Raw genomic sequence first — 26,509 nt, 5'->3', positions numbered from 1 at the left:
ATTCCTGGATACCAACTGGCTAAACAGCGGTAGGTTTCCCACTCATCAGGGTTGCAGGGTCCAACCGGTAAAAATGACTCAGCTCCCCATACAATTGTGGGTGCAGTTTCTGCATCGCCACGGGAATGGTGAAGAAGGTCTCTGTGGCCACCGCGAAGAATTCCGCAGGTGACTGGGCGCCGTAGAGATCGAGCACTGAGGGCGCCTCGTCAGCCAGATTGCCGAATTGGGCCCGCCGGCGCAGACGGGTAAATTCCCTGTTCATCACCCCGGCCCAATTGGCCCCCTCACCGGCCCGTTCGAACAGGGGGCGGCCATCGAAGCGGCCATCCTCCTCATCCACTTTATGCGCGAACTCGTGCAGGGCCACATTGTGCCCCCTGTCGGGATACTGCAAATTCTCCTCCAGGTCACCCCAGGACAATACCACTGGACCGCGGTAATGGGCCTCTCCCGCCCGCACACTGTGTTTGGCGGTTTCGATATAACCCTCGCGTTTTGTTTCCCGTGCGACATAGGTATCCGGATAAAGAAGCAGAGTGTAGAGACTGGGATAGCATTCATTTTTGCGCCCCAACAGCAACAGGCAGGCGTGGGCGGCAATGGTCACTTTCATTCTCTCATTGATCTGCAATCCTTCACAGCCGACAAATGTCTTGTCGTGTAGAAACAGGGCGATATTTCCCCGCAATTCCGCCTGCTGTTGCGGGTTCAGGTAAGGGTAAAGAGGCAGTGTTTGCCCAAGCAGCTGCAGCTGCTTGTCACTCAGTGGTTTGGCGCGACGGTAGTTCAGGCGCCAGCGATTATAGAAGGAAGGGACTAACCAAGCGGCCAGAGCCAGAAGAATGATGGCGAGGAAAACGGTCATACAGGCACTCTTGCCGTTATTTGGGCTGGCACGGATCATGTTGGACATGACCCTTTACAATAAAAGGCGCTGCCGGTTTTAACAAAGAGGTCCAGGCCGGTAGCAAATCAGATCTGACTCCGAGGATTGATTTTAATTATCCTGCTATTAAGCACAAGGTTGGTGTATTGAATCCGGCGGGCTAGTACAAAATACCGTCTAATGGTGTATGGCATTTTCCCGAGGCAGTCCCCATGATCCATTACCTTAACGAGGTGTTGAAATTCGATTTCTACCCTGCTTTTCCCCGGTAACCTCTCAGGCCGGAATCAACGAAAATTCGTTGTATTATCTGCCATTAACGGCTTGGTTAGTCATGGTATCCCTGAAAGAAGCCGTCTTGTGATGCTAAAACGCTGGGAGGCCATAGATGGTTTCAATGGCGGAGCTATAAAATGGTGTATTTGGTGGGGGTCTTAAACTGGTGTTATGACTTTGGGTGGATTACAGATAAAGTGGTGGTTGGTGCTGAGAAGGCGATTTTGATCGCAGACACCGGGTTAAAATCTAAAGGCCAGGTTGCCTGCTTCAGGCAATTTGAAATCTGTCTCTGTGAACAACCGCCTCACCACCAGGTCGGAAGGAAAGCATGCCCCTCTCCCAGGACGCGTTGTGAATACATCCCTGTACGCTCGTGATCGGCATCCATGCCTAATACGATCCTGGCAGAGGGGTATTCTTCCTCCCTACCTTACTGGCAGGTCCTGGTTTCTATGCAGCGCTTATTTACTGAAAGATGTCTTTTAGAGTAAAAGTAAGTTTTGTTCCGGATAGATATATTTCTAAATAATTTTCCAATAAGTAAAAATAACTTATATGCGAGCTGATAAGGTATTTCTTGAGTAATTGGTCTGACAATTATTTCATTTATTGGTATGTATTATAAGCTGTCTGTTGTTTGTATTTTTGGATCTTAAAGCGTTTTTTACGACACCTTATAACGATGGAGATAATTTATTTGTGATCTGGTTATAAAAAATCAAGTTTTCTCGTTGTGTTTGCATTCAAAGATCTTATATTTGGCAGACCTCTCAGGCTGATTGTTTGCAATGCCCAGTTGGGTGAATTTATCGGTTTTCTCAACCTGTTCACCTTTCGTGCTGGGCCGTCGATGCAAATAGACGAGCCTTCCTGTATTTCATGGCCTCCACTGGTTTTAGCTTGCAGCGATTGGTTTGTAAGTTTGTCTGTACGGTTTCGCTATTGATTGTCGTTACAGCCTGCCAGGAAATTGATGCTGTCCAATGAAAAAGGGCGGCAATATAAGGAAATTTCGGTTTAGGAAAAAACTAACCATGATAACTTTCAATAAAAAAATCTCCTACCGCAGTCTATGGATTTTGGGGTCGCTACTTATTTCATTGTTCTCATTTTCTGCGTCTGCTGATACTGTTGCAAAGAACAAGTCGACGGAGAGCATATTGCGCCATTGCGGTACTGAACATCCCAGTGTGGAAGAGGCTGAATTACAGGAACAATACTTCAACAGTTTGCGCCAGAAGTTCGTCCTTGACGGAGGTTATTCCCAGCAGCTTATCCCGGCGACTGTTAATGTGTATTTTCATGTCATTACAGATAATGCAGGGAACGGGGCACTCACTCAAGCTGAAATCAACAACCAGATGAATGTACTGAATTCGGGATTTTCTGCTACGCCATTTTCCTTTAATCTCGTATCCACTACCACAACCGCAAATAACAGTTGGTATACGGTCACTCCAGGTTCCCGCGCTGAATCTTCGATGAAATCTTCTCTACGCGTTGGGGGTGCGGCGGATTTGAATGTGTATGTGGCCAATATTGGCAGAGGCCTTTTGGGCTGGGCAACCTTCCCAAGCAGTTATCCATCCAACCCGGTTAACGATGGTGTGGTTATACTAACGGGGTCTTTACCCGGTGGTAGTGCATCGCCGTATAACGAAGGTGACACACTGGTGCACGAGGTCGGTCACTGGCTCGGTCTTTACCATACGTTCCAGGGTGGCTGCAATAATCCCGGTGATTTCGTCTCGGATACACCGGCGGAAGCCTCTCCCGCATTCGGTTGCCCGGTGGGCCGCGATTCCTGCCCAGGGTCGGCAGGCGTGGATCCGATATTCAATTTCATGGATTATACAGATGACTCCTGCATGTTCCAGTTCACAGCAGGGCAGAATACTCGCGCGAGTCAGCAGAGCAGTTTTTATCGCGGCCTGTAAAGCTCTGTTCAATACATGCTTTTGAAATAGCCTCTGGATTTAATAAAAAGGAATAAAAACCAGCACAGGGAAGTGCTTTTTCACTCAAAATGTAAAATGTTTCAGTATTCTGAATCTTTATATGAGTCGATATAAAAAACAGGTGTTGAGAATACAAAGTTGCTTGCAATTTGCATCAGTCGCCAAGGTAAGTGACAAGCCTGTGTCAATCATTTTGCGGGTAGAGAAGCAGTGAATAAAAGCAGCTGGTGAGAGTATAGTGCGGTAGGTCGGAGGCTCTAACGTATTCTCTTCCCATCGGGAGGTGTTGGGCTCTCGGTGGGAGCAGGGGTCACCTGGCGCCAGAGCGACCGAGCCAGTTCCGCGGGATTCTGTTTGCAGCCATCGGCTATCCACAGTGCGATGGCTTCCGCTACATTGGGCCACTGAATACGCTGCGGCGTGGGGAGGGCGTGGAGCCAGGCATTGATATTGTCGGCATCAATACGTTTGACAACTTTCGCCAGTTGCAGCTGGTCCAGAGCTTTGGCATTGGCCTCCTGTTCGAATTGATAGGCGAGGGGGCGGCTCAGTATGGGCTTACCCAGGGCCATGGTTTCCGCAAGCAGTTCGAATCCGCTATTGCAAATCACCGCCTTGGCATTGGCCAGATCCCGCTGAAAGCCTACCGTCGAAGGCGCTTTCAGCCGGATATTGTCTGCCGCGGCCAGCCCGTCCGCTACACCGTAGACAATAAACTGGCGGTCAATTCTGGACAGCGCCTCAAGCATCGGGACCGGATCTTCGAAGGGCAGGTAAACCAGAATATGCCCGCCAGTATCCGCATCCGGTTCCCGCTGGGGCGGGACGATGGGCGGCAGTATTGGGTTGCCAAAATGGTGCCAGTGCAAGCCAAGACTTTTTTTAGTGGGGGCAAAAGACCGCAGTATGGTGTGGAATAGCCAGTTGAATCTCGGCATTGGTATCGAGTGGAGAAAGGCGTACTGATGGCCGATACCGACACTGGGCATTTTACGGATTTTGGCGGCCCAGGCGGTAATGGGTTCATAATCGCTGATAATGACATCAAAGCCAGTCACCGGTAACTCGGTAACTTCCTTCCCAAAGTGCAGTGGACGCAATTGCCTCAGGGTTGCGAGGCTCTTTAGCTTGCCGTTGCGGTGTACAAAGGTCATACCTCTGCGCCACCAGAAATCCCCGAACGGTTCCATTCCAAATAGGTTTTCCCGCGGTCGACCGGAGAAGAGCCACTGTATTTGTATCTGCGGATACTTTTCTAACGCCTTGGCCAGGGTGCGGGAACGGGCAATGTGCCCGTTACCTGTAGCCTGGACCCCATAGAGTATTTTCATAACAGGGCAGAAACCGTTATAAGTGCAACACTAGTGCCGAGCATGGCACCGGCACACACATCTGAAGGGTAATGCACACCCAGGCTCACCCGGGCAGCGCCCACGCCCAGGGCCCAAATATACCCCAAACCCCATGCAGGGCTGATTCCCTGGCACATAAATGTGATAAAGAGAAAAGCGGCGGAAGTATGCCCAGAGGGCAGGCTGAATCGATCAAAAGCCACAATGGTTGTGTGCATGCCTGGAATTGCCTGGGCCGGGCGTAGCCGCCGTGTGGTATTTTTAATGGCCCAATATAGGGAGCGCTCCAGAGTCACTGCGGCGCACGCTGCGATAAACACCGAAATGGCAGTATTCAAGACGATGTAACTTCCCACTACCGATACGGATAGCCAACCATCTCCAGACCTGGATAGCCAGAGAAAGTGTCTGTGTGAGTGAGGGCGAGACGCCCGCTCCATCATGTACAGCACCAGTGACACATCAAGACTCTTTAGATTCATCGATAAGCCGCGCATGCCGCAAACTTAAGTATGATTTGTTACACGGAGTTGACCGATTGATGTCAGAACAGTGAAACCTTGGAAAGTGAAAAATAATGACGTCAACCTGCAGGTGTTTCAGGCCGTGGGGTTAAAAGGCAGAAGAAGATAGGAATGGCAGATGCCAGAGGAAAAAATCCCGCCTGCCATATCCAGGGAAAAGTGGGTTTGGATTAACTGCTGGTGATTTCCAGGGCGCTGGAGCCTGGTAATTTTTCCACCAGCTCGGCACCACAGAGTGCCGAGGGCGTGAAATAGCCACCATCGCCGGAATAATCGAGCAGAAATTCCATAACCGCCAGTGCGCCGGAAACGGTGACGTCATAGCCATTGGCAGTAACCAGACGACCTACCTTGCGCTCGCCGCGGCGATCATTACGCACTTCTCCCCAGATCCAGGTTTTGTGCTTTGCGCGATAGGTCTCATTGGGTCCCCGCAGGGATTTACTGACTTTTGCTTTGAGCCAGTTTTGCACCCGGTTGTTGCGCAGTAGCCAGCGGAATGCGTTGAGGTACTGTAATTTTCTTGCCCGCCCTGGAGGCATAGGAATATAGACCTCTATGTTGCCAATGCCGGTAGAGTAGAAGGCTGTGGCGATATCTCCCCAGGGGATGGCAACGGCGGATTGAGTGCCCCGCCCAAAATCGATCCGACGAGTCACTTGTCCGTGCCGGGTTACCTGGATCTGTCCATTGCGTCGTACCGCACTGCCAATACCCAGGCCCTCTATGGCTGTTTTTGCCGTACCCGGGCTGAAACTCGAATCCGAATCGAATCCCAGAACCAGATGTGTAGCCGAGGGTATGGCTGTGTGCAGGGCTGCGGCGAGACAGTCTGTGGGGATCACGTCAAAACCGGTACCCGGGCACAGGACTATTCCAGCCGTGCGGGCATTGTCCCCGAGGCTGTACGCGGTCTCGAAGACAGCGATTTCGCCGGTAATATCCTGGTAATGGGTGTGTGCGTTAATACAGGCACGCATCATCGGCTCGGCAGTGGCGGAGAAAGGGCCCGCGCAATGAATCACCAGGTCTATGCTTTGCAGGCTGTGCTCAAGGGTTTCCTTCGCATCGAGCGGGATGACCATGGCGGACAGATTGAGTTCGTCGGCCAAAAGCTGCAGCTTGTGTGCATTGCGTCCGGCCAGGATTGGGTGGTGGCCCCGCGCTACGGCCTCGCGGGCGATAAGCTCGCCCGTATAGCCGTAAGCGCCGTAGATCATAATATTTTTATTGTTCACAGAGCGCCCCTGTTGTGTGCAGTCTTTCACGGATACCAGAGTGGGTAAACTGAAAAGCTCTATTCACCCCAAGCCCGTCGTTCTTCCCCGATTGGTCTGATTGCCGGGCGCATCATTCTTTTAAGGCTGAGTTGGGTTGTTGCAGGAGATAGCAGGGTATATTGGTCCGTGTCTGGGTGCAATTATTGCGTTCAGGGGGGGCGCTGCAGACCGAATCAGCGGGATTCTATCGCCAAAAGAGGGCATGTTGATACAGCGCGCGTTTTCCGTGATATGACCACTCAGCTCAGGTGGTGTGGAGACAATTGCAGCTGTTCAATACGGCGGCCGTGTAGAACCGCCACACCAGAGTAGCGATGTTGCCCCGTGGAGGTAAATTCAAATTCATAGTGGCGCTGCAGGGCTATCTGGCCGCGTCTGTCACGTTTCAGGCGGGTTCGCACCAGCATCACGGTGTCATCCAGCAGCTGTACCCCCAACTGCCGACAGTGCGTGGCAGCCGCCCGACGTACCTGTTCCTTCGCCGCCATACTTGTCCAGACATAGAAGGCGCCTGCAATGAGCAGGAGGAGCCAGAAGATATCACTTGGTGCGTAATACATTGCTTTACAGTTGCTATGATCGCTTTGTCCAAGAATAACATTGAAGGAGTTGAAATGTCCGGCACCATACTGATTACCGGAAGCAACCGCGGCATCGGCCTTGAGGTGTGCACCCAATTCGCCAGGGATGGCTGGCGGGTGTTCGCCTGCTGCCGGGACCTGGACAGCGCCGCTGCACTCAAGTCCCTGCAGGATGCCCACCCGCGGGTAGAGCTGATCCAGCTCGATGTGACCGATCAGGCACAAATGCTTTCCCTGGGCGAGGCGCTCAAGGGTGAACCTATCGATATCCTGCTCAACAATGCCGGTTATTACGGTCCCAAGGGGGTGCGCTTTGGTAAAGTGGATCGCAGTGAGTGGCGCCGGGTGCTGGAGTCCAATACCATCGCGCCCTACATGATGTCGGAGACCTTCTGTGACAATGTGGCGGCAAGCGGCCATAAGGTCATTGCCATGATGAGCAGCAAGGTGGGCAGTATTGCCGATAACCGCTCCGGAGGTGGCTATATCTATCGCACCTCCAAAACCGCGCTCAATCAGGTAGTCAAGAGCCTGTCGATCGACCTGCGCGAGCGGGGTATCACGGTCCTAGCGCTGCACCCAGGCTGGGTGAAAACAGCAATGGGCGGGCCCGGGGCATTGATCGCCACCGAGCAAAGTGTCGGCGGGCTAAAGAAAATCCTGCTGGAAGCAGATATCACTTACAGCGGCCACTTTTACGATTACGATGGCTGCGAGATTCCCTGGTGATGGTCAGAGTAGAAAGTTTGATATAGCTCATTGAAAAATATACATTTATAGGGAGCAACCCAGACTTGATCTGACAGTTGCCGATTTTTCAGAGAGTGCGCTGTCAGGCCAGGGTCAGCTCATGAACTTGGCCATCCAGATCTTTTTGCCATCCTCCAGCGTTTGCATTGGGGTGCGACCACAATACTTCTTGTCTTGATGGGCGCGATCATTATTGTAATTCCGAAGCCATTCGTCCAGATCCTCCTGTAGATCTTCAAGCGATTCGTATACCTTGCGCCGCAGCCATGGCCGATAGAATTCCTAAAAGGTGGTTTTGTGCAATCGCTCTCCTGAAGCGCTGAGCACGGCATGCGTGGCAGACTGTTTTGAGAATCTTCCCGGTTGTGTATTTCATGGTGGAACTGATACTGGCACAGCGTATTGGAAGTTGGTAACTGGCATTAATCAGCAGTGGCTTGTTAAACCGCCCCATGACGGGTTTCAAGCGTCTGGGGGTGTTGGCTCTGATAAGATTTTTATCACAGTAGAGGTGGAGAGGGCTTGCTCGAATTTTTTGAGGTCGTCATTCTACGCAGTGTTTTGAGATAGTTAAGTGACAAGGAGGAGGAAAATGCTATTAGGAGGATGAGGGTGTCCCTTGAGTACCCATGTGAACAAACAAGAATAGTATGGATAGACCCTGCCTTCTTGTGACGTTGTCTTCATGCTTTGGGATGTCTGAAGCTAATGATAGTAAAAGATGGCACAAATTTTATTTTATAAGTCAATTCGATTCAGTTAACTTTAGCCTGATAGAGTGCATAATTTTCAACTCCTGTTTCAACTGCTTTTCGGGTTAACCGCTATCCTAACGGAGGACTAAATCTGGGAGATAACAACATGCTAACTAAAATGGTTTTATGGGCAGTTATATCGATAATCGTTTGCTTTTCAAACTTTGCGTTTAGCCACGGGTGGACGGAGTTTCCCAAAGCTAGACAAATATTCTGTGCCGAAGATGGGGGGTATTGGCACCCCTCAGATGGTTCCGCCATTCCTAACCCAGCATGCCGCGCTGCATTTCTGGAGTCGGGCACTTATCCATTTGTGCAAAAAAATGAATTTTCCGCTAACGTTGCAAATTATAATGACGATTTAGCGGTTCAATCCGTAGTCATTGATGGATATCTTTGCAGTGCCGGATCGTCAGCCAAGGCGGGCATGGATAGTCCTTCGCAAGACTGGCAAAAAACTCTATTGGCTACAGGGCAGCATAGACTGAAATTTCGGGCAACGGCAGCACACAATCCAAGCTATTGGAGGATATATCTCAGTAAACCTGGATTTGATTCTGCCACACAACGCTTAAAATGGTCTGATCTTGAGATCATTAATAGTTACGGCGACCTGCCCGTTATTAATGGTTACTACGAAATGGATATAAATATACCTGCTGGAAGAAGTGGCACTGGGATACTTTATGTCAGATGGCAACGAAATGATCCCGCAGGTGAAGGGTTTTACAACTGTTCAGACATTGTTTTTTCGAGTGGCATAATATCTTTTTAGCGAATCAAATTTTTCAGCTTTCGATCAGTATTCATTGCAACCCGCGCGCAGTCACTGTGCTTCACCAGGGGGTGGAGGCCCACGGTTGGTTAGGCTTGGTGGCCGTGCCCGCCGCATATCGCCGCCTACCACTGCAAGCCGTTTGACGAAATCCCATGAAAGGGTTGCAGATTATCGTGACCCACGCCGACCGCCAGGCACTGATCATTGGGGACAACACTGGCACACAGCCGGTGTGGATAAGCGTGATCGGTATCACAGCCCAGGGCTTCACCCCACAGGCAGCGCAGACCGACCTGACCGGCGAGATCAAGTGCCTCACCACCTTCGCTGGTAGCGCGGAGGCCGCTGCGCAGGTGGAGAACCGGGCATCGGCAATCTCAAAGCGAAACTCAACCAGTTTCCCATGGATGTGTGGACTGCCGAAGTGTACCAAGCCGAGCCGCCGAAGAGATTCCGGCAATTTGGTAGTTAATCGACGAAGAGGCAAGGAAAGAGGGTGTGGGTATTCTGTTTGTTTTTGTAAGCTTACTGTGAAGTGCTAAGGGTACCCTTCGGAGGAAGAAAGGTAAATGAAATCAATATTCGTGAGCGCCTGTGGGAGCGGCCATGGCCTACCAGGCTGCAGAAAAACCAATTATTCCAGTGAACACCGTGCCAATTGGATCGACACGGGGTGTTGAGCACCCCATCGTCGTATTTTTCCTGAAAACTGTTCCACTTTCCACAGCAGTAACACTTTCTCTTGTCCCGTTCCACCAGCCCTTCGAACCCCCAGGGCAACCCAGAGTTGTTTTCATAACTTGTTGTTTTTTTGAGTATTTTCTGCCTTGGCTATTTTTTCTTCAGACTGTAAAAATCCCGCAACCATGGGCCTTGGCGCCCTGTACAGCACAGTTAATCACAGAGATATCTACAGATTCTGTGAATGGTCCCGGCCGGTGGACACCGCAGGTGGTGGGCTATGGGTGGTAGATGCCGGCCCTGGGCGCAGAGGTGGGGCGTTTGCCGCCAGGAGGTAGCCATAAGGGTCAGGGGATGTGAGTAAACTGCAGTTGGCCAGGCGGTCTTGAGTAGTCATCTTGAAGGCGTCAGAGTTGCCCGCGAAAACTGATCAGCGCGGCGGTTACCGCCACGTTCAGGCTCTCCACTTCGTTATCCATAGGAATGCGCAACAGGCGGTTACACTGCTTTGCCACGTCGTCGGAAACCCCGTGGGTTTCGTTGCCCAGCACAAAAATCCTGGGTGCTTTGCCGGTGACCTCTGCCAGTGTTATCGGTCCGTGGGAGGAGAGACCAAAGATTGTGGTGCCGGCTTTGCGGAAATTTCCTAGGGCATCCGCCAGGGTGTCGCAATGGAGGATACGGGTTTTGAACAGAGTGCCGGTGCTGGCCTTGATCACCAATGGGTCTATTTGGGCGCACCCCTTGCGCGGCAGAATAATACCATCCATACCACCGGCGCAGGCGGAGCGGATAATCATACCCAGATTTTGCGGGTTGGTAATACCATCCAGTGCCAGCAGTTCATAATGCGCTTTTTCGGCACTGGCCCTTTGCTGGAGAATAAAGGCGTCGCAGGTGCCGTAGTGGGGAAGGGCCAGGTCCAGCGCCACTCCCTGATCCTGGCGGGCGTTCTTGGAGATGCGGGAGAGGCCCTTGCGATCCCAGCGGGCAATTTCGATATGGCGCGCCTCTGCCAGTGCCTCCATACGGCTGATTATTTGGTCACGTTGGTTGCTACTCGCCATGTGCAGCTTATGCACCGGCAGGGATGGGTTCTGCAGGGCTTCCAGTACGGGTTTGCGCCCATAAATGGTCAGTAGGCTGTTGTAGAAGGCCTTTTTTTTCAGATATTCAGGGGTGTCTTTCACTGTGATGGCTCACTCAGCAATGCGATCAATCTGGACGCACTTTCCTCCGACAGCGGTCCGCGCCGTGCCAGGGCTACACAGGCAAGGCCCAGATGGCGATAACAGCACGCCAGTTGAGGGTCTACTGAGACCAGGTTTTCCATCTGTGTGGTCACGGTTTCCAGGTCACCCCGGGCAATGGGGCCGGTGAGGGATTTTTCCGGCCCCAGTGTCATATTGTTCTGTGCGGTTTGCAGTACGATCGGTTCTAGCAGTTTGAGCGCGCTGCTGCGCTCAATACCCGCTGCGGCAAAGCTGCGCAGGCTGAGGTCAACCAATGTAGTGAGGTAATTGCAGGCGATCACCGAGCCCGCGTGATAGAGGGACTTATGCCGGGCTTCAATGGTAATAATTTTACAGCCGATCGCGCTGAAGGCGTCTCCCAGCGCACAGGTTGCAGGGCCGTCCCCCTCCAGCGCCACGCTGCTGCCGGGAAGACTGCTCAGAGAGCGCAATGGGTCGGCAAAGCTGTGTACCGGGTGAGCACTGGCGATAGAGGACGGGCGCAGTTTGTCGAGCACTTCGGAGCTGAGCGCGCCGCTGCAGTGGAAAAAGACAGTCCCTTCGCGGTTGTCCGGCCTCTTGGAGAGGTGTTCGGCAAGGGCGCTGATTTCACTGTCGTGACAGGCGATCAGCCAGTAATCGGCTTCAGCCATGGACTGTAAAGTGTCGCAAGCTCGCCCTGCGCCGATAAATTCCCGTGCAGCCTGACCACTTCGCAGGGTGCGATTATGGATGGATTGAATCCGAAACAGGCCGGTTTGGTGCCATAGGCGTCCGAGGGTCTTTCCCAAATGGCCCGCGCCAATAATATTGAGGGTCTGCATCAGTTGCCGGCGAGGCAGTTCAGGTAGGCTTTTACCGCGTTCTCCAATCCCATGCCTATGGCATCCACGGTCAGGGCATGGCCGATAGAGACTTCCTGCAGCCCAGGCAGGGTGCGGTAACGGGGCAGGTTGACCAGGTTCAGGTCGTGGCCCGCGTTGACACCCAGGCCCAGCTGGCGGGCGTGTTCTGCCGCGGCGCAGTGGGCCGCAAAGATGTCGTTCATATCCCGGTGCTGTACGGAGACGGCTTGTGCATAGGGACCCGTGTAGAGTTCAATGCGGTCCGCGCCCACATCCCTGGCCAGGCTGATCTGCTCCAGGTCCGGGTCCATAAACAGGCTGACCCGGATACCGGCGCTTTTGAGTTCTGCAACCAGGGGCAACAAGCGCGCGCTGTCGAGCTTGAGATTGAAGCCGTGGTCAGAAGTCAGCTGGTCGCTGCTGTCCGGAACCAGGGTGCACTGTTCCGGCAGGGTCTCCAGCACCAGTGCCATCAAGCCCGGGTAGTCGCCTGCGGGTTTGGCAAAGGGGTTGCCCTCTACGTTAAACTCCGTGTCTTGTCGCTCCCGACAGAGGGCAGCCAGGTCGCGCACATCGCCGGGGCGGATATGGCGCTGATCCGGGCGCGGGTGCACGGTCAGGCCCTGGGCGCCGGCGTCCAGGCAAACCCGGCCGTGGGCGGTCACGTCGGGGAAGTTGCCCTCCCGGGCATTGCGAATCAGGGCAATTTTGTTGAGATTGACGCTGAGCGCTATCAAAGCCTGCTCTCCTCAGCTTTTGTTGGCAGCGGTGCTGTCGCCGGCGTCAATGCGCCTGGCATCGAGGATGCGCACGGGCGTATTCGGTGCACTCGGATACTGGCGATGAAGGCCGCGGGGCAGCTGCACGATTTTTTCCACAACATCCATGCCCTCCACAACTTTGCCGAATACGGCATAACCGGGCTTGTTCACGCCGGCATCGAGGCGGGGGTTGTCCACCAGGTTGATAAAAAACTGGGAGGTCGCGCTGTGCGGATCATCGGTCCTGGCCATAGACAGGGTGCCGCGCAGGTTTTGCAGGCCACTGGCGGACTCATTGGCGATGGCATTGCGGGTTTCCTTCTTCTGAAAATCAAAGGTAAAGCCACCCGCCTGGATCACGAATCCCGGCACCACCCGGTGGAAGATAACCCCGTTGTAAAAACCACTATCTGTATAGGCGAGGAAGTTCTCCACTGTGACGGGCGCTTCGCTGGAGAAGAGCTCGACGCGGATCACACCCAAATCGGTTTTAATCGCCACCTGGGGATTTTTCGCCAGTGCGGGCAGTGTAAGCAGTGTACAGAGAAGAAAAGCAGAGAGTTTACGCATCGTCCTTGTCCTTATGGGTTTGCCCAACTTGCGATACAACAGCGCAGTAGATGTGGTGAATTGCGGGAGCAGCCGAAACGCGGCCCCCGAGAGCCTATAGTATGCGATTTTTGAGCCACAGGGGGAGATCAGTTTGCCCACTCGGTATGACGCTTACGGGGGCGCATATGGGGTGCGATCATCGCGAGCAGAGCGCCCAGCCCCACAGACAGGGCGCCGTACAGATACCATTTGTGGGACTCGCTGCCGGAAAGGCGTTGGATTTCGGCCTCTGCCATGGTCTTTTCCTGCTTGAGCAGTTCGTATTGGTGCAAAAGTTTCTGGTGGCGCTCGTTGAGATTCAGCGCATCCGCAGACAGGGCTTTCAGTGCTTTCAGTTCAATGGTCAGCGTTTGGTTCTGTTTTCGGGCGGAATTCAGGGAGGTGTCGAGAAGACCGTTTTCCTCCTCCAAGCGTCGAACTTCCCCGCCCAGGTTGCCCTCCATCTGTTCGAAGCGGGCCAGATTGTTCTCGGCCTGAGCCAGTTTGAGCTTTGCCACGGGTTCCGGGATCAGGTATTGGCGCCTCACCCAGCCTACAGTGCCTTTGGGGGTGCGGATGCGCGCCCAACCTTCTGTGGGTACGTCTTCGAGGAGTTCGAGCTGGGTACCGCTGGGTAGGCCGCGGTGCAGGATGCGAAACTCGTTGCCCATGCCCGAGCGCACAGGTACATGCAAAAGGTCGGTGATATAGCGGGTCTCTGCGCTCAGGGTCGCCGGTGCCGCAATGGGCAGTGCGGCGGTGAGCAGATAGGGCAGTAAATTCTTCATTTTGGTCAAGCTTTTGCTTTGTAGGGTAGTGTTTATCAGGGCGATACAAGCTTGAACGGCTTGACGGTCATCGTGGCATAGACACCGGCTTCGAGATAGGGGTCGCTGCCGGCCCAGGCCTCGGCATCCGCCAGAGACGGGAATTCAGCGATCACCAGGCTGCCGCTGAATCCTGCCTCGCCGGGCTCCTCGCTGTCTATAGCCGGATGCGGGCCCGCGGCCAGCAAGCGGCCCACGTTTTTCAGGTGGTCGAGTCTGGCCAGGTGACCCGCTCGCGCTTTTTTGCGCAGGGGGAGGCTGTCGCGAACATCCTCACTGATGATGGCGTACCACATCGATATTTATGCTCTTGTCTGTTGGTTGTAAAAAACAATCTATGGATTATCGGGCGATCATCACCTCTTCCAGTTTCAGCCCGGTCAGCTTGCCGATGCGGTAAAACAGAAAGAAGAGCACCAGCATCAAAATAATGGTTGCCGGCAAGGCGATTACCGGGTAACTGAGTGCGGTCATTTTGCCCAGCTCCTGATTAAATGCCTCGGTGCCGGGAGGGCTCTGCACAATCATTTTGGCGAGCAGGTAGTTGAGGGCGGAGGATAGGAAAAAGGACCCTGCGATCATCCAGGAAGCCTGTTGCAGCGCGCGGTCGAATGCCCCCTGGTTGCCTTTACTTGCCAAACTCTGAGCAATCTTTGCTGTATCCAGAATCTGGTCGTTATACAACAGGGTTTTAACCAGTGGCCAGCGGGTATAGAGGGAGATGACAGTGGCTATACCCAGCAGGCCGGGGATGGCGGCTTCCTTGATGGCGATATATTGCGGGTCCAGCTCCAGCAGGCTGATACCGCCGGTGAGCAGGATGCTGATAATGCCCAGCGCCGAGAAAAAATTGACCTTACCCGAGCGAATCAAATCGCGCAATCCATAGCCCAGGGGAAAGGCCAGTGCAACGACCAGGGCCCACTTGGTGCCCAGCCAGTCATCGCCGGACAGTTTGGTCAGCACCAGGGTGGGGATCACAATATTCAGGAGCAGGTTGCCCAGCAAGCCCTCTTTCTTCTCGGGCTTTGGGCGGGGTGCTGGCGTGGTCGAATTCGTTTCGGTCATACTCAATTCCGGTGATAATGCCCGCTGGAAGCTTCCTGGCCAGTCATGCCGGGATGGCCTGTCTGTACAAAATACTTCCCCACTGACAATACTGCTGTCAGACTCCGGGCCTTTGGTGCCGCCATTGGCTGACTCCAGGTCCGGGCCTTATCCATGAAAACGCCAGGTGCGGGTGAGACATCCGCGTCGGCTGATTGTTCCAAAATAACGCATTCTGCGCCATTATTCCTTGCAAACCGAGTGGGAGCCCTGTTGTTGAGAACCCTTTCAACAGACCTAAATACAGATCTGGTCGATCTGCACAGTCACAGTACCGCCTCGGATGGTATTTTAAGTCCTGTACAACTGGTGTCGAGAGCTAAGTCTCTGGGTGTGACGTTGATGGCGCTCACCGACCACGATACAGTCGATGGTGTGGCACAGGCACAGTGTGCCGGTGTGCAGGCGGGTATTGCCGTGGTGGCAGGCATCGAATTTTCCACGCTCTGGGGGCGGCGCCCGATACATATTTTAGGGCTCAATATCGAACCGGCTTCGGAGCCCTTGCAGCGGGCCATCGAGTTGCGCCAGGCGCTGCGCTGTGAGCGCGCCGAGCGGATCGCGCGGCAACTGCATCAGTGCGGTTTTCACGGGGCTCTGGAGGGCGCTCGCGCGCTTGCCGGGAGTGCTGTGCCGGGTCGCCCGCACTTTGCCCGCTGGCTGGTGGAGGTGGGACATGTGGCGGATTCTGCGCGTGCGTTCAAACGCTATCTTGGGGCAGGCAAGGTGGGCGATGTGCGGGTCGAGTGGCCACAACTGGCCGAGACTATTGACGCCATCCATGCAGCGGGAGGCTGTGCTGTGCTGGCACACCCGCTTAAATACCGTCTGACCCGCACGCAGTTGCTGCGCCTGATCAGCGAATTTTTGCGCAGTGATGGAGATGCGCTGGAGCTGGTTTGCGGCCGTCAGAATCCGGTGCAGACCAGGGAACTGAGCACCCTGATTACTTCGGGGGCGAAGGCCGCGCAGCGACCCGTGCCGCCATCTTCGTTGGGCAGTGATTTCCATCAGCCCGGGCAAGCCTGGCGGGAGTTGGGCTGTGTGCGTCTGCCGCCAGGCGTCGAGCCGGTGTGGAATCTGTGGCACACTCTGCACCGGGACTTGCAGAGCCATACGCCGCCGCTCTGATCGCGTAGCGGGCTCTGAGCCCTCTGGTGGGCTTGTGTGTATCCGCTGTGAATTTTTCCATTCAGTAAAGGCTTGGGGGGCTTTTGTGGCGCAGTTTTTTCAGATTCATCCGGAAAATCCTCAGGGGCGTCTGATCAGTCAGGCCGCTGACATTGTGACCCGTGGAGGCGTTATCGTTTTTCCCACGGACTCGGCTTATGCGATTGGGTGCCGTTTGGGGGAGAAACTGGCGGTGGAGCGGATTCGCGCACTGCGCCAACTGGACAAACAGCATAACTTTACCCTGATGTGCCGGGATCTCTCAGAGCTGGCCACTTACGCAAAAGTGGATAACCAGATGTTCCGTCTTTTAAAGAATCATACGCCGGGCCCCTATACATTTATTATGCCGGCGACAACGGAAGTGCCTCGGCGCCTTATTCATCCAAAGCGCAAAACCATCGGCATCCGTGTCCCGGACAACGCGGTTGCCCTCGCTTTGATTGAGGCGGTGGGCGAGCCCCTGATGAGTTGTAGTCTGATTATGCCCGGCGACGAGCAACCGCTCACCGATCCTTACGATATCCGCGATATGCTTGAGCATCAGGTGGAGCTGGTGATAGACGGGGGCTTTTGCGGACTGGAGGCGACTTCCGTCATTGATCTTACCGGGGACAAAGCTCGGCTGGTTCGCCATGGGTGTGGCGCTATTGGCGGGATGCTGGGCTGATTGAAGCCGTGCTGATGTATAATTGGACGTTTGCACTTTTAAAGGCGGGGCAGGGTGTCCAATAAAGCAAAAGCGCTGGCAGCCGATAGGGAAAAGCGGGAATTCGCCGGTATTGCAGCGGGTGAGGTCGGGTCGCCTGCGCAGCCCGGCGCCGGCCTTATGGACAGCCCGGAGGGGGTGCCCCTGGCTTTGGTACAGGGAGAAGCTTTTACCGATCTACCGACAGACCTCTTTATTCCGCCAGATGCTCTGGAAGTGGTCCTGGAGGCTTTTGAAGGGCCTCTGGACCTGCTCCTTTATCTGATCCGGCGCCAGAACCTGGACATTCTCGAGATCAATGTCGCAGACATCACCCGTCAATATATGGCGTATGTGGAAATGATGACGGCGATCCGTTTCGAGCTGGCAGCGGAGTACCTGGTGATGGCGGCGATGCTCGCGGAAATCAAATCCCGTATGCTCTTGCCGCGCCCCCCGCATGTAGAGGAGGAAGAGGGTGAAGATCCCCGTGCGGCACTGATCCGCCGCCTGCAGGAATACGAGCGGTTCAAGACCGCAGCGGAAGAGCTGGGCGAAATTGCGCGTATAGGCCGCGATGTTCACCCGGTTAGTGCCGATGGCCCCGACCGCAATAGTACCCGCCCGGACCCGGAGGTGGATCTCAAGGAGGTACTGGTGGCACTGGCGGATGTGCTGCGGCGTGCGGATATGTTTGAAAACCACCAGATAGAACGGGAAAAATTGTCTACCCGCGAGCGTATGACCCAGGTTCTGGAACAGATGCGCCACCGCCAGTTTGTGCCTTTTGTGAGTTTGTTCACCGTGAAAGAAGGGCGCCTCGGGGTTGTAGTCACCTTTCTCGCGGTGATGGAACTGGTCAAGGAATCCCTGGTGGAACTGGTCCAGAATGAGGCATTTGGTCCCATTCATGTGCGCGCCGCGGGTCACAGCGACGAAAATGCTGTGGATGCTGAAGGCGGAGAGGAGGGTGAAACTGGCGGGGGTGAGAGGCTCGCCGGAAGGGAAGCGAATCCTGAAGCCGGCAAACCGAGAGCGGCCGGGTTGGCGGTGTCCCAGGAAACAGTATTAGCGGGAACCATGGAAAATGTCCGTGAAGGACCAGAGCTAGAAACGAAGAGATGACAATCGCATCGGAATTACTGCACAGAATCCTGGAGGGTGCGCTGCTGGCGGCGGAGCAGCCCCTGAGTGAGGAAAAACTGTTGTCGCTGTTGCATGGGGAGGAGCAACCCTCCAGGGTGACCTTGAGAGAGGCACTGGAAGATATAGCGCAAAGCTGTGCCGGGCGCGGGTTTGAGCTCAAGAAGGTGGCCAGTGGCTGGCGCTTCCAGGTGCCCGAGGACCTAGCGCCCTGGGTGAACCGCCTGTGGGAGGAAAAAGCGCAAAAGTACTCCCGTGCAACCCTGGAAACCCTGGCCATCATCGCCTACCGCCAGCCCGTAACCCGCGGTGATATTGAAGAAATCCGCGGTGTCGCAGTCAGCTCCCAGATTGTCAAGAGCCTGTCTGAACGGGGCTGGATCAAAGTGGTTGGCCAGCGCGATGTGCCAGGAAAACCGTCTCTTTATGCAACTACCCGAGAATTTCTCGACTATTTCAATCTCTGTTCCCTGAATGAACTGCCGACACTGGCGGAAATTCGCGATTTAGGAAATCTGAACCAAGGGCCGAATCAGGATAGCCCGTCCGCTGGTGTTGGTGGGGGTGAATGCGTAGAACTGGATAAAGTGGCCGCTGAATGGCGAGACACGGCTGGGGAGGGAATTTCTGACGATCCGGGGAACTCCCCTGAAGGGACCGGCAGTGAGGGCGGGGCTGACGACGCCCTGATTACGGCGCTGGCCGAGGAAATTGTGGCTGAGGCAGGGGTTGCGGCCCCTGTAGCCCCCCTTGAGACCCTGCCCGAGAGCCGATTGCGCACCAATGCAAAGACCGCGCAAAGACAGGGTGCGGAGGACCCTGTTGAGGCCGCGGCGTCTGCGGTAGCCCTTGAAATGGAGACCGGGGCTATACAGGCTCCTGCAGCAACGCCACCAGAGGCATTGCTTGTTGACATTGATGCTGTGCCAACAAAAGCAGAAACGCCAACTGCCCAAGAGGCAGGGGACGGAAGCGACGATGACCGCTCCGAAGAACCACAGCGCAAAGCACATTCTCTGGCGGCGATGCCGCCTGCGCACAGCATCGGCGCTGATGGCAGTAACAGGGATGAGTCAGCTGCAGAAACTGGGGCTGAAGGGGATGCTGGAGCCTGTGATGATTCCGAACAAGTAGCGCAAGTGGAAAACACCACCCCATGAATGATGGTATCTCGCCTACAGGCGAAAAATTGCAAAAAGTATTGGCGCGCGGCGGCCTCGGATCGCGCCGTGAGATGGAGCGTGCGATCAATGCCGGTCGCGTGACGGTGAATGGTCAGGTGGCGGAACTCGGCGAGCGTGTGACCGGGCGGGACCGCATAGAGTTTGATGGCCGGTGCCTGCCTTCGACGGAGGAAAATCGCTGCCGGGTTTTACTCTATAACAAGCCGGTTGGTGAGATTTGTTCCCGTCAGGATCCTGAGGGACGCCCCACAGTATACGACCGACTGCCGCACTTGAAGAGCGGCCGTTGGATCTCTGTCGGACGGCTGGATTTCAACACCAGTGGCCTGCTGCTGTTTACCAATAGCGGCGAATTGGCCAACAAGCTGATGCACCCGTCCTCGGTTATCGATCGTGAATACCTGGTGCGTATTCAGGGGAATGTGGACAGCGATATGAAGCAGCGCCTGTTCAAGGGGGTACTGCTGGATGACGGCCCCGCGCGCTTTACCGATATTGTGGAGAGTGGCGGCGAGGGCAGGAACCGGTGGTTCTACTGTGTGGTGATGGAGGGGCGCAACCGCGAAGTGCGCCGCTTATGGGAATCGCAGGGGGTGCGTGTAAGCCGTCTCAAACGGGTGCGCTATGGCAGTGTCTTTATTCCCTCTCATGTGTGCGTGGGCCAGTGGATTGAGATGGAGCCCCGGGAGATTGACGATCTTTGTGTTACCGCCGGATTGCCCAAGTTGGGTCAGCGCCCGCTGACCCAGGGAGAGAAGTCGACCCTGGAACGCCAACGCCGCAAGCTGCGCAAGTCCTCGCTGCCGCCAGCGCGCAGAGGGAAATCGTAAGGCCGGAAAGCTGCGGGTTTTTTGACCGGGCTAATATTATCCCGTCAGTTCAATCCGTTTTCTGTGGCCCAGTTGATGGTTGCAGGTGAAATAACGGTGCATGTACACAGGGCGACGTGTTTTTCAAGGCCCCCGCCGGCCTGAGACCGGTGGGGCGCACTTGGTGTTCCATTCTCTATCCACGCAAAAAGCTAAGCGGATGTATTGGCTTGTCTGGGCTTCTATTCGTTTTCCGATGTCTCTCCGGCCTCTTCCTGCTGCTGGTTCTGTATTGCCGAGGGCACACCCTGAGGGCCGGCTCCCATGGCATCATCGACATCCGAGGGAATATCCGAGACAGAGTTGGTTGTGTCGCTGGCAGGCCCTGGTGCGCTGGTGGTGGTTTCCAGCAGATTTTTCAATTCCGCAAGCCCTTCCTCGTAGGATTGGCCCACCATCTTCTTCACCGCCAGGCCCATCCAGCGCTCCCCTGGGCCGCCGCCAGTGTCACTTCTAAAGCGCCAGGTCACCTGTGTGCCGCCGTTTTGTGGCTGCAGCTGGAATTCCGCCAAGGCCTGGGTGCCATCGCCAAAGTTGAGCTTGGTGCGCACCAGGGTATCCGGATCGCTTGCGGTAATGGTTTGAGTGCCGCTACCCGCCTTGGAATCCTCGCCGTGCCAGCGCATTTCAGCACCGACCCCCTGCTCAGGTCCGCTGTACTGGTATTGCACTGAGGGATCGACATGTCGCCAGGGAGACCAGCTGTTGAATTTGCGGAAGTTGTTGACGTAGGGGAAAACAGCCTGGGGTGGTTTGTCGATATAAATGCTGCGATCCAGCATCACCTCGCGGGGAAACAAATAACCGGCGAGCAGCAACAGTACCAGAAAAATCAGAATATAGAATATCCAGCGCATAGCGGGTCCCTTTTGTTATTTGTACGTGCGATATGGTGATCGCCAAGGACGGTTGACGATAGGCATGGTTATAGCATGTCAGCGCCGATTAATCGTCAGTGATGTGCAATAGTGGCAGTTTTATTTCGACGCATAAACCTGCCCGGCCGCTGTTAAACGCGGTAATGGTGCCCCCGTGGTGCAAAATAGTCCGCTGGGCTATGGCCAGTCCCAGGCCCAAGCCGCCGCTTTCCCGGGTGCGCGCACTGTCGGTGCGGTAGAAGGGGCGGAAGATGGCTTCGAGTTCATCCTCCGCTACGCCGGTCCCGGAGTCGATCACAGATATCCGGCAGGCATCGCCGGAGGTTTTAACCTGTACCCGGACCAGGCCGTCATCGGGGCTGTATTTAATGGCGTTTCGCAGGATGTTTTCCAGTGCCGCAGTTAGGGAGCTGCCCCGCGTGGCCACCAGTGACTCGACGCTGTTGGTACTGACATCGAAGCTCAGGCCCTTTTCTTCCGCCTCAATGTGCAAGTCGTCGATCAGGGCTGAGAGCAGGGCGTTGAGTTCCACCACATCGTCCAGAGGGCGCTGCTCGGGGCTGCTGACGGGCAGGGACAGCACATCGGCGATGATGTCCTCCAGGTAGTCCGCGGCCTTGCCGATCTTGTCCAGTTCAGGGTCCAGCGCGGTTAACTGCTTTTGCCGTGCAATGGCCAGGGCTACCTGCAGCCTTGCCAGGGGGGAGCGCAGTTCGTGGGATACATCCTTGATCAGGCGGCGCTGCTCGGACATTGACTCCTGCAGCTGTGCGGTCATCGAGTCGAAATCCAGTGCCAGACCGGTCAGTTCATCGTTGCGGGTGTGCAGGCTGGGGGCAACCCGGTAGTCCAGCTCTCCGGCGGCGACCCGCTTGGTGGCGGCGCGCAGTTGATCCAAGGGGCGGCTCAGGTAGCGCGCCAGCCAATAGCAGGCGATTCCCGAAGCGATCATGGAGAGCAACAGCATGGGCCAGAAATTGCGCCACAGGAAGCGCAGCAGCAGCCCTTCCTTGCTGCTCCCGGCTATCAGCGCAATGCGCAGTGGATTTCCACTGCGCATGGGTAGGAAGAAAGCCACGGTAGGCTGGTTGTCCACCAGCATGTACGCCTCGCGGTTGCGGTAATTCAGGCTGTTGATCAGCGGCTCCATGCTGGCGGGGATCGGGCGGCCGAGTAAATCCCTGCCCTGCCGGTCTAAGGCGTAGACCCGGCGTTGCACTTTCTTGGGTGCGCGTTCGAGCCAGTGCTGGAAATGCTCCGGTCCGTGGCGGCGTGTGATCCGCATATTACGCATCACCTCACGAAACAGGGTGCCCTCCCAGCGTTCTTTCTGGCGAGGATCGCCGAACTCGCCAAAATGGGTAATGTAAATGGCAGCCACCACCATCACCATGGCGGTAACCCAGGCACCGAAGAACATTTTCCAGAACAGGCTGCGCATCTTCACGAGGGCCTAGCGGTTGCCTTGGGTAAGCATATAACCGGCACCGCGGATATTAATAATCAGGTCGCGGCTGGCGCCCTTGTCGGCCAGCTTTTTGCGAATATTGCTCACATGTACATCAATGGAGCGGTCGTAGGGCATCAGCTTGCGCCCCAGCGCGCGCTCGGTCAGGACCTCTTTGCTCACCACGTCTCCCGCGTGCTGCACCAATACCTTGAGGACGGCGAACTCGGCACCGGTGAGAGACAGGGCCTGGTCGCTCCAGTAGCCCTGATGTTTTGCGGGCAGCAGGCGCAGCTGACCGCTGCTCAGGCTGTCATCGCTGTCCCCCGCTTCCTCGACCCGTCCCCGGCGCAGTATCGCGCGCAGGCGCGCCGCCAGTTCGCGGGGGTTGCAGGGTTTGGGCAGGTAGTCATCTGCGCCCATCTCCAGGCCCACGATACGGTCCACGGTATCGCCCCTGGCGGTGAGCATGATGACGGGCAGGAAGCGGTTTGTGGGGGAAGCCTCTTCGCGCAGCTTGCGCAACACCTCAAAACCATTGTGCACCGGTAGCATTACGTCCAGTATCAGGGCATCGAAGTTCTGGCTCTGTGCCAATTCCAATCCGCGACCACCATCGTTTGCCGCTGTCACGTCAAATCCCTCGCCACCCAGGAATTCCTGCAGCAGGTCGGTCAGTTCGGTATCGTCATCAATCAGAAGGATGCGGCTCATGGGAAACCCTCGATGGCTGTGAAGCCATTATATGCAAAGCGCTGGCGTTTATTGCTCCTTTTGCTCCGGTTGTTTACGGTTCTTAACAAATGTTTACTGCGGTTTTCCCCCGTTTACACAGGCTGGACTTACCATGTAGTGGTTGAATACAAACGAGAGGACCAAGCGATGAAAAACTGGAAACTGGCGATGGGCAGCCTGGCATTGGCTGGCATGTTGGCCGCTCCTGCGACAACCCTGGCTTTTGGTGGTGGAGATGGCTACCGTGGGCATGGATTTGAGCATATGGCCCGCGAACTGCAGTTGACCGAGGGGCAAAAGGCGCAGCTGAAATCCAACCGGGAGAGCACCAGGGAGGCGAGAAAGGCCCTGCGCAAACAGCTGAAAGAGCTGCGCCAGCAAATGCGTGCCGCTATAGAGCGCGGTGCCGACCAGTCTACCCTGGACCAGCTTGGTGCGGAACTGGGTGGGCTGAAAGTACAGCAGATGCAAAGCCATTATCAGATGCGCCAGCAGTTCGAGGCGATTCTCACTGATGAGCAAAAGGCCAAGTTTTCTGAGCTGAAAGCCAAGCGCAAGGAAAGCCGCCGGAAACAACGGGGTCAGGGGCGTGGCGGGCGGGGTGCCGGCGAGTCCTGATACTCCTTAGATACCAGTCTTAGCTCCCGTTCATGTGCGCTTTCCCTGGCGCACCTTTTCCGATAAATTCGACAGGTTGTGACCCCTTTCCCCCACTCCATGCGGGGCTTTTCTGTCGTTTTACATCCCCTTAGCCCCGCTTGCCGCGCCTGGTGATTGCTGGGAGAATACGCCGCCTCTGCAAAAGGTATCTGGTGTGACCCGGTATGGGCAAAGAGGAATGACTGTGAGCAAAATCGGCTTGTTTTATGGCAGCGATGAGGGCAATACCGAATCCGTTGCCCTGCGTATCCGCGCCCGCTTGGGTGAAGACCGGGTAGACCTGTTCGATATTGCCGATGTCACCCAACTGGAGATCGCCAACTACCGGCAGCTGATTTTTGGTATTCCCACCTGGGATTTCGGCCAGATTCAGTCCGATTGGGAGGAGTTTTGGGAAGATGTGCAGGAGTTGGATTTTACTGACAAGGTGGTCGCGCTGTTTGGCCTGGGTGATCAATTTGGCTATGGCGATTATTTCCTGGATGCCATGGGCATGCTGCACGACGCTATCGTCGAGCGCGGGGCCACCATCGTTGGCCACTGGCCTATTGAGAGTTACCAGTTTGAAGCATCAAAAGCGGAAATTGCGGGTGAGGGCCGGTTTGTCGGTCTGGCTATTGACGAAGACCAGCAGGAGGACATGACTGCCGAGCGTCTCAATCGCTGGTGCAGGCAGATTGCCGAAGAATTTGACCTTAAGGGGGGTGCGCACAGCGTTATTGCGCTGGAAGATTAGAATTCATGCAGCAGATCATCCCGTTTAAAGTGTTTTGGCTCTGGCTCACGAAACACCCCGATTGTATTATCCGGGCTGGCTGTGCCGATTCGGTGGTGTACGATGACTATCACTGGTGTTTTACCGAAGAGGATGCCTGCACATTGCTTGTGCAGGTAATACGCGGCAAGCGCCCTGTGGCGGAACTCTTTATCGAACCGGCCCATATTGCATTAGTGCGCCGGGAAAACGGCCTTTGTGCCCTGTAATCCCTATTGGTTTAGCCTGTATGCTAGCCCCAGAATCAGGCGGCATCGTTACCGGATCTTGGGGGATACAAGGTATTTCTGTGTATGGTTTACCCTTGGCCGGATTGTTGCTCGGAAGCGCCAACACCGATGTGTTGATCCAGAAATCGCAATAACTCTGTATAGAATTGTAGGTTGTTTTCCTCACTGTAAAATCCGTGCCCCGCGTTGGAGATGATAAGGGATTTTACCGGTTTATGCTCTTTCTTTAATTGTTTTAACATGTGTTCGGCGTGTTCTACCGGTACGCGCTCATCTTGCTCGCCGTGAACAATCATTAGGGGAAGATTGAGTCTGCTGGTGTTATGTAACGGTGAATTTTCCTTGAGAAAATGCTCATTCTTGCTCAATTCCCTCTTTAGATAAGCGAGACCCCGGTCACGTCGTTTGATATCGCCTTTCTTGTACATCATCTCCAGGTCGTATACCCCTACGTGCCCTATGGCACATTGGTAGAGGTCAGGATATCTTATGGGATTCATTAAAGCGGAATAGCCACCAAAGCTTCCTCCATAGATACAAATACGTTCGGGATCTGCATACCCTTTCTCAACTGCCCAGTTCACCGCGTCGAAGATATCGCTCTGAATTTTTCCACCCCACTCAAGCCGGCCAGCGTCATAGAAGTGATCTCCATAGCCCGTAGAGCCGCGAAAGTTGATCTGGAGCACCAGGTATCCGTATTGAGATAATATTTGAGCATCTTGGTCATATCCCCAGTAATCACGGGCGTGTGGGCCTCCGTGCGGTACGACCACCATCGGCAGAGTATTTTTATCACCGCGAGGGAATGTGAGATAGGTGCCAATCCTGAAGCCATCTTTGGTGGTAAAAGCATCTGCCTGCATAGGATTAAGTTGCTTTGGGTCAAGCCATTCAGATGAAGAGATCAGAAAGTCTACTTTCTTGGAGGTCGTGTCTGCTAAAAAATAGTCGCCGGGGAGTCGGTCGCCGCTGACTTTGAGAACCCCCAAAGCACCATCGGAGCTAAAGCTGGTAAAGCGGATGCTATAGCCCTCGAAGGCTTTTTTTAGGCCCCGAAAGTAAGCCGCAAATCCGTCCCCTTCATCGAAAAAAGACTCTTGTGGATAATCAGGATGTAGATAGGCCGCCAATGGCTTGTTAGAGGTAGGGTGGTATATTAAACCACTGATATCAGAAATATTGTCTTCAAAGACGGGCGTGTATTCAGTGCTATTGATTTTCATTCTAACCAATTGCTCTGTTTTTCCTTCGCGGTCTATCTCAAGATAAACCTCTCCTGTTTCGCGATCAAAGCCGACGGGTGTGCTGCGGTCTAGTGTTTTATCCTTAACCCTGTTCCAGCCAGTTTCCGCCTTTGTATACAGCCGGTGAATCCCCTTTTGATTTGTTCCGCGAGCAAAAATAAGGTTGCCGTTTCCGTCAGTATAGGCTCGCCCAGCCGCGATGGGTAAGCCTGCCACCCGTTTTTTAACACCGCTATAAATGTCGATCTCGAGAACCTCTCCGATGGCTTCCTGGTTATTAGCCCAGGGCGAGG

At 54.9% G+C, this 26,509-nt stretch carries 27 protein-coding genes and 2 pseudogenes; 12 read left to right on the top strand and 17 right to left on the bottom strand.

Going from position 1 to position 26,509, the window contains the following annotated elements; all coding sequences use genetic code 11:
* Positions 1-19: 19 nt before the first annotated feature.
* Positions 20-916: a M90 family metallopeptidase gene (locus tag ACL7TT_RS12630; protein WP_413395868.1), complete on the bottom strand. Its 897-nt coding sequence runs from the start codon at positions 914-916 to the stop codon at positions 20-22.
* A 1,286-nt stretch (positions 917-2,202) separates the two neighbouring features.
* Here ACL7TT_RS12630 and ACL7TT_RS12625 point away from each other — a divergent pair.
* Complete coding sequence (locus ACL7TT_RS12625; RefSeq protein ID WP_413395867.1) at positions 2,203-3,105, top strand: zinc metalloprotease; 903 nt, start codon at positions 2,203-2,205, stop codon at positions 3,103-3,105.
* A gap of 278 nt (positions 3,106-3,383) precedes the next feature.
* Here ACL7TT_RS12625 and ACL7TT_RS12620 read toward each other — a convergent pair whose 3' ends face one another.
* The 4 genes from ACL7TT_RS12620 to ACL7TT_RS12605 all read right to left on the bottom strand — a co-directional run bounded on the left by ACL7TT_RS12620 (position 3,384) and on the right by ACL7TT_RS12605 (position 6,770).
* Entirely contained in the window at positions 3,384-4,457 is a 1,074-nt protein-coding gene (locus ACL7TT_RS12620) for an MJ1255/VC2487 family glycosyltransferase (RefSeq protein ID WP_413395865.1), read from the bottom strand.
* A complete protein-coding gene (locus tag ACL7TT_RS12615) occupies positions 4,454-4,816 on the bottom strand; it encodes a phosphatase PAP2 family protein (protein WP_299946778.1) in 363 nt (120 codons plus the stop codon). The genes ACL7TT_RS12620 and ACL7TT_RS12615 overlap by 4 nt, the downstream gene beginning before the upstream one ends.
* A gap of 356 nt (positions 4,817-5,172) precedes the next feature.
* Positions 5,173-6,240 carry a saccharopine dehydrogenase family protein gene (locus ACL7TT_RS12610; RefSeq protein WP_413395862.1) on the bottom strand — a complete coding sequence of 356 codons (1,068 nt, stop codon included), beginning with the start codon at positions 6,238-6,240 and terminating at the stop codon, positions 5,173-5,175.
* Between the two features lie 281 nt (positions 6,241-6,521).
* Positions 6,522-6,770 carry a DUF3301 domain-containing protein gene (locus ACL7TT_RS12605; protein WP_413395861.1) on the bottom strand — a complete coding sequence of 83 codons (249 nt, stop codon included), beginning with the start codon at positions 6,768-6,770 and terminating at the stop codon, positions 6,522-6,524.
* Between the two features lie 126 nt (positions 6,771-6,896).
* Between ACL7TT_RS12605 and ACL7TT_RS12600 the strand changes: the two genes are divergently transcribed.
* Positions 6,897-7,592 carry an SDR family oxidoreductase gene (locus tag ACL7TT_RS12600; protein ID WP_413395859.1) on the top strand — a complete coding sequence of 232 codons (696 nt, stop codon included), beginning with the start codon at positions 6,897-6,899 and terminating at the stop codon, positions 7,590-7,592.
* Positions 7,593-7,706: 114 nt separating this feature from the next.
* Here the strand turns inward: ACL7TT_RS12600 and ACL7TT_RS12595 are convergent.
* Positions 7,707-7,922: pseudogene (locus tag ACL7TT_RS12595) on the bottom strand (IS3 family transposase); the annotation flags it as partial.
* A 552-nt stretch (positions 7,923-8,474) separates the two neighbouring features.
* On the opposite strand from ACL7TT_RS12595, the gene ACL7TT_RS12590 reads away from it, so the two are divergent.
* Both ACL7TT_RS12590 and ACL7TT_RS12585 read left to right on the top strand, forming a co-directional pair.
* Positions 8,475-9,143 (top strand): lytic polysaccharide monooxygenase auxiliary activity family 9 protein, encoded by a 669-nt coding sequence (locus tag ACL7TT_RS12590; protein WP_413395857.1) that lies wholly within the window; start codon positions 8,475-8,477, stop codon positions 9,141-9,143.
* A gap of 155 nt (positions 9,144-9,298) precedes the next feature.
* Positions 9,299-9,688, top strand: a complete 390-nt coding sequence (locus tag ACL7TT_RS12585) for a hypothetical protein (RefSeq protein WP_413395856.1) — start codon at positions 9,299-9,301, stop codon at positions 9,686-9,688.
* Between the two features lie 546 nt (positions 9,689-10,234).
* Here ACL7TT_RS12585 and rlmB read toward each other — a convergent pair.
* The 7 genes from rlmB to ACL7TT_RS12550 all read right to left on the bottom strand — a co-directional run bounded on the left by rlmB (position 10,235) and on the right by ACL7TT_RS12550 (position 15,151).
* Positions 10,235-11,017, bottom strand: coding sequence for a 23S rRNA (guanosine(2251)-2'-O)-methyltransferase RlmB (gene rlmB, locus ACL7TT_RS12580; protein WP_413395854.1), 783 nt, complete (start codon positions 11,015-11,017; stop codon positions 10,235-10,237).
* Positions 11,014-11,883 carry a Rossmann-like and DUF2520 domain-containing protein gene (locus tag ACL7TT_RS12575; RefSeq protein ID WP_413395852.1) on the bottom strand — a complete coding sequence of 290 codons (870 nt, stop codon included), beginning with the start codon at positions 11,881-11,883 and terminating at the stop codon, positions 11,014-11,016. The genes rlmB and ACL7TT_RS12575 overlap by 4 nt, the downstream gene beginning before the upstream one ends.
* Positions 11,883-12,641: a pyridoxine 5'-phosphate synthase gene (locus ACL7TT_RS12570; RefSeq protein ID WP_413395850.1), complete on the bottom strand. Its 759-nt coding sequence runs from the start codon at positions 12,639-12,641 to the stop codon at positions 11,883-11,885. The genes ACL7TT_RS12575 and ACL7TT_RS12570 overlap by 1 nt, the downstream gene beginning before the upstream one ends.
* Positions 12,642-12,653: 12 nt before the next feature.
* Positions 12,654-13,235 (bottom strand): peptidylprolyl isomerase, encoded by a 582-nt coding sequence (locus ACL7TT_RS12565; RefSeq protein WP_413395848.1) that lies wholly within the window; start codon positions 13,233-13,235, stop codon positions 12,654-12,656.
* 128 nt (positions 13,236-13,363) lie between these two features.
* Positions 13,364-14,044, bottom strand: a complete 681-nt coding sequence (locus ACL7TT_RS12560) for a TIGR04211 family SH3 domain-containing protein (protein WP_413395846.1) — start codon at positions 14,042-14,044, stop codon at positions 13,364-13,366.
* Between the two features lie 35 nt (positions 14,045-14,079).
* On the bottom strand, positions 14,080-14,379 hold the full coding sequence (locus ACL7TT_RS12555; protein WP_413395844.1) for a YciI family protein: 300 nt from the start codon (positions 14,377-14,379) through the stop codon (positions 14,080-14,082).
* 46 nt (positions 14,380-14,425) lie between these two features.
* A complete protein-coding gene (locus tag ACL7TT_RS12550) occupies positions 14,426-15,151 on the bottom strand; it encodes a VC0807 family protein (RefSeq protein WP_299942262.1) in 726 nt (241 codons plus the stop codon).
* 252 nt (positions 15,152-15,403) lie between these two features.
* Between ACL7TT_RS12550 and ACL7TT_RS12545 the strand changes: the two genes are divergently transcribed.
* The 5 genes and pseudogenes from ACL7TT_RS12545 to rluB all read left to right on the top strand — a co-directional run bounded on the left by ACL7TT_RS12545 (position 15,404) and on the right by rluB (position 20,205).
* A complete protein-coding gene (locus tag ACL7TT_RS12545) occupies positions 15,404-16,321 on the top strand; it encodes a PHP domain-containing protein (RefSeq protein WP_413395842.1) in 918 nt (305 codons plus the stop codon).
* Between the two features lie 85 nt (positions 16,322-16,406).
* Positions 16,407-17,030: an L-threonylcarbamoyladenylate synthase gene (locus ACL7TT_RS12540; RefSeq protein WP_299942267.1), complete on the top strand. Its 624-nt coding sequence runs from the start codon at positions 16,407-16,409 to the stop codon at positions 17,028-17,030.
* Positions 17,031-17,189: 159 nt separating this feature from the next.
* Positions 17,190-17,969: pseudogene (locus ACL7TT_RS12535) on the top strand (segregation and condensation protein A); the annotation flags it as partial.
* Between the two features lie 200 nt (positions 17,970-18,169).
* Entirely contained in the window at positions 18,170-19,351 is a 1,182-nt protein-coding gene (scpB, locus tag ACL7TT_RS12530; protein ID WP_413395840.1) for an SMC-Scp complex subunit ScpB, read from the top strand.
* Positions 19,348-20,205 (top strand): 23S rRNA pseudouridine(2605) synthase RluB, encoded by an 858-nt coding sequence (gene rluB, locus ACL7TT_RS12525; protein WP_413395837.1) that lies wholly within the window; start codon positions 19,348-19,350, stop codon positions 20,203-20,205. Before scpB ends, rluB begins: the two co-directional genes overlap by 4 nt.
* A gap of 221 nt (positions 20,206-20,426) precedes the next feature.
* Here rluB and ACL7TT_RS12520 read toward each other — a convergent pair whose 3' ends face one another.
* From ACL7TT_RS12520 to ACL7TT_RS12510, 3 genes are all read right to left on the bottom strand, one after another.
* Positions 20,427-21,101 (bottom strand): SRPBCC family protein, encoded by a 675-nt coding sequence (locus ACL7TT_RS12520; protein ID WP_299942273.1) that lies wholly within the window; start codon positions 21,099-21,101, stop codon positions 20,427-20,429.
* An 88-nt stretch (positions 21,102-21,189) separates the two neighbouring features.
* On the bottom strand, positions 21,190-22,563 hold the full coding sequence (locus ACL7TT_RS12515; protein WP_413395835.1) for an ATP-binding protein: 1,374 nt from the start codon (positions 22,561-22,563) through the stop codon (positions 21,190-21,192).
* Positions 22,564-22,575: 12 nt separating this feature from the next.
* Complete coding sequence (locus ACL7TT_RS12510) at positions 22,576-23,283, bottom strand: response regulator (protein ID WP_413395834.1); 708 nt, start codon at positions 23,281-23,283, stop codon at positions 22,576-22,578.
* 168 nt (positions 23,284-23,451) lie between these two features.
* Between ACL7TT_RS12510 and ACL7TT_RS12505 the strand changes: the two genes are divergently transcribed.
* The 3 genes from ACL7TT_RS12505 to ACL7TT_RS12495 all read left to right on the top strand — a co-directional run bounded on the left by ACL7TT_RS12505 (position 23,452) and on the right by ACL7TT_RS12495 (position 24,948).
* A complete protein-coding gene (locus ACL7TT_RS12505; protein WP_413395832.1) occupies positions 23,452-23,922 on the top strand; it encodes a Spy/CpxP family protein refolding chaperone in 471 nt (156 codons plus the stop codon).
* A 226-nt stretch (positions 23,923-24,148) separates the two neighbouring features.
* The gene (locus ACL7TT_RS12500) at positions 24,149-24,700 is read left to right on the top strand and encodes a flavodoxin (RefSeq protein ID WP_413395894.1); all 552 of its coding nucleotides are present in this window, start codon (positions 24,149-24,151) and stop codon (positions 24,698-24,700) included.
* Between the two features lie 5 nt (positions 24,701-24,705).
* Entirely contained in the window at positions 24,706-24,948 is a 243-nt protein-coding gene (locus tag ACL7TT_RS12495; RefSeq protein ID WP_413395831.1) for a hypothetical protein, read from the top strand.
* A gap of 89 nt (positions 24,949-25,037) precedes the next feature.
* Here ACL7TT_RS12495 and ACL7TT_RS12490 read toward each other — a convergent pair whose 3' ends face one another.
* The gene (locus tag ACL7TT_RS12490; protein WP_413395830.1) at positions 25,038-26,432 is read right to left on the bottom strand and encodes an alpha/beta hydrolase family protein; all 1,395 of its coding nucleotides are present in this window, start codon (positions 26,430-26,432) and stop codon (positions 25,038-25,040) included.
* Positions 26,433-26,509 lie beyond the last annotated feature (77 nt).

The organism is Microbulbifer jejuensis, from assembly GCF_047289955.1.
In the GTDB taxonomy this organism is placed as follows: domain Bacteria; phylum Pseudomonadota; class Gammaproteobacteria; order Pseudomonadales; family Cellvibrionaceae; genus Microbulbifer.
Note: the sequence above shows the minus strand (reverse complement) of the source record. Positions and strands in the feature narration are given on the sequence as shown.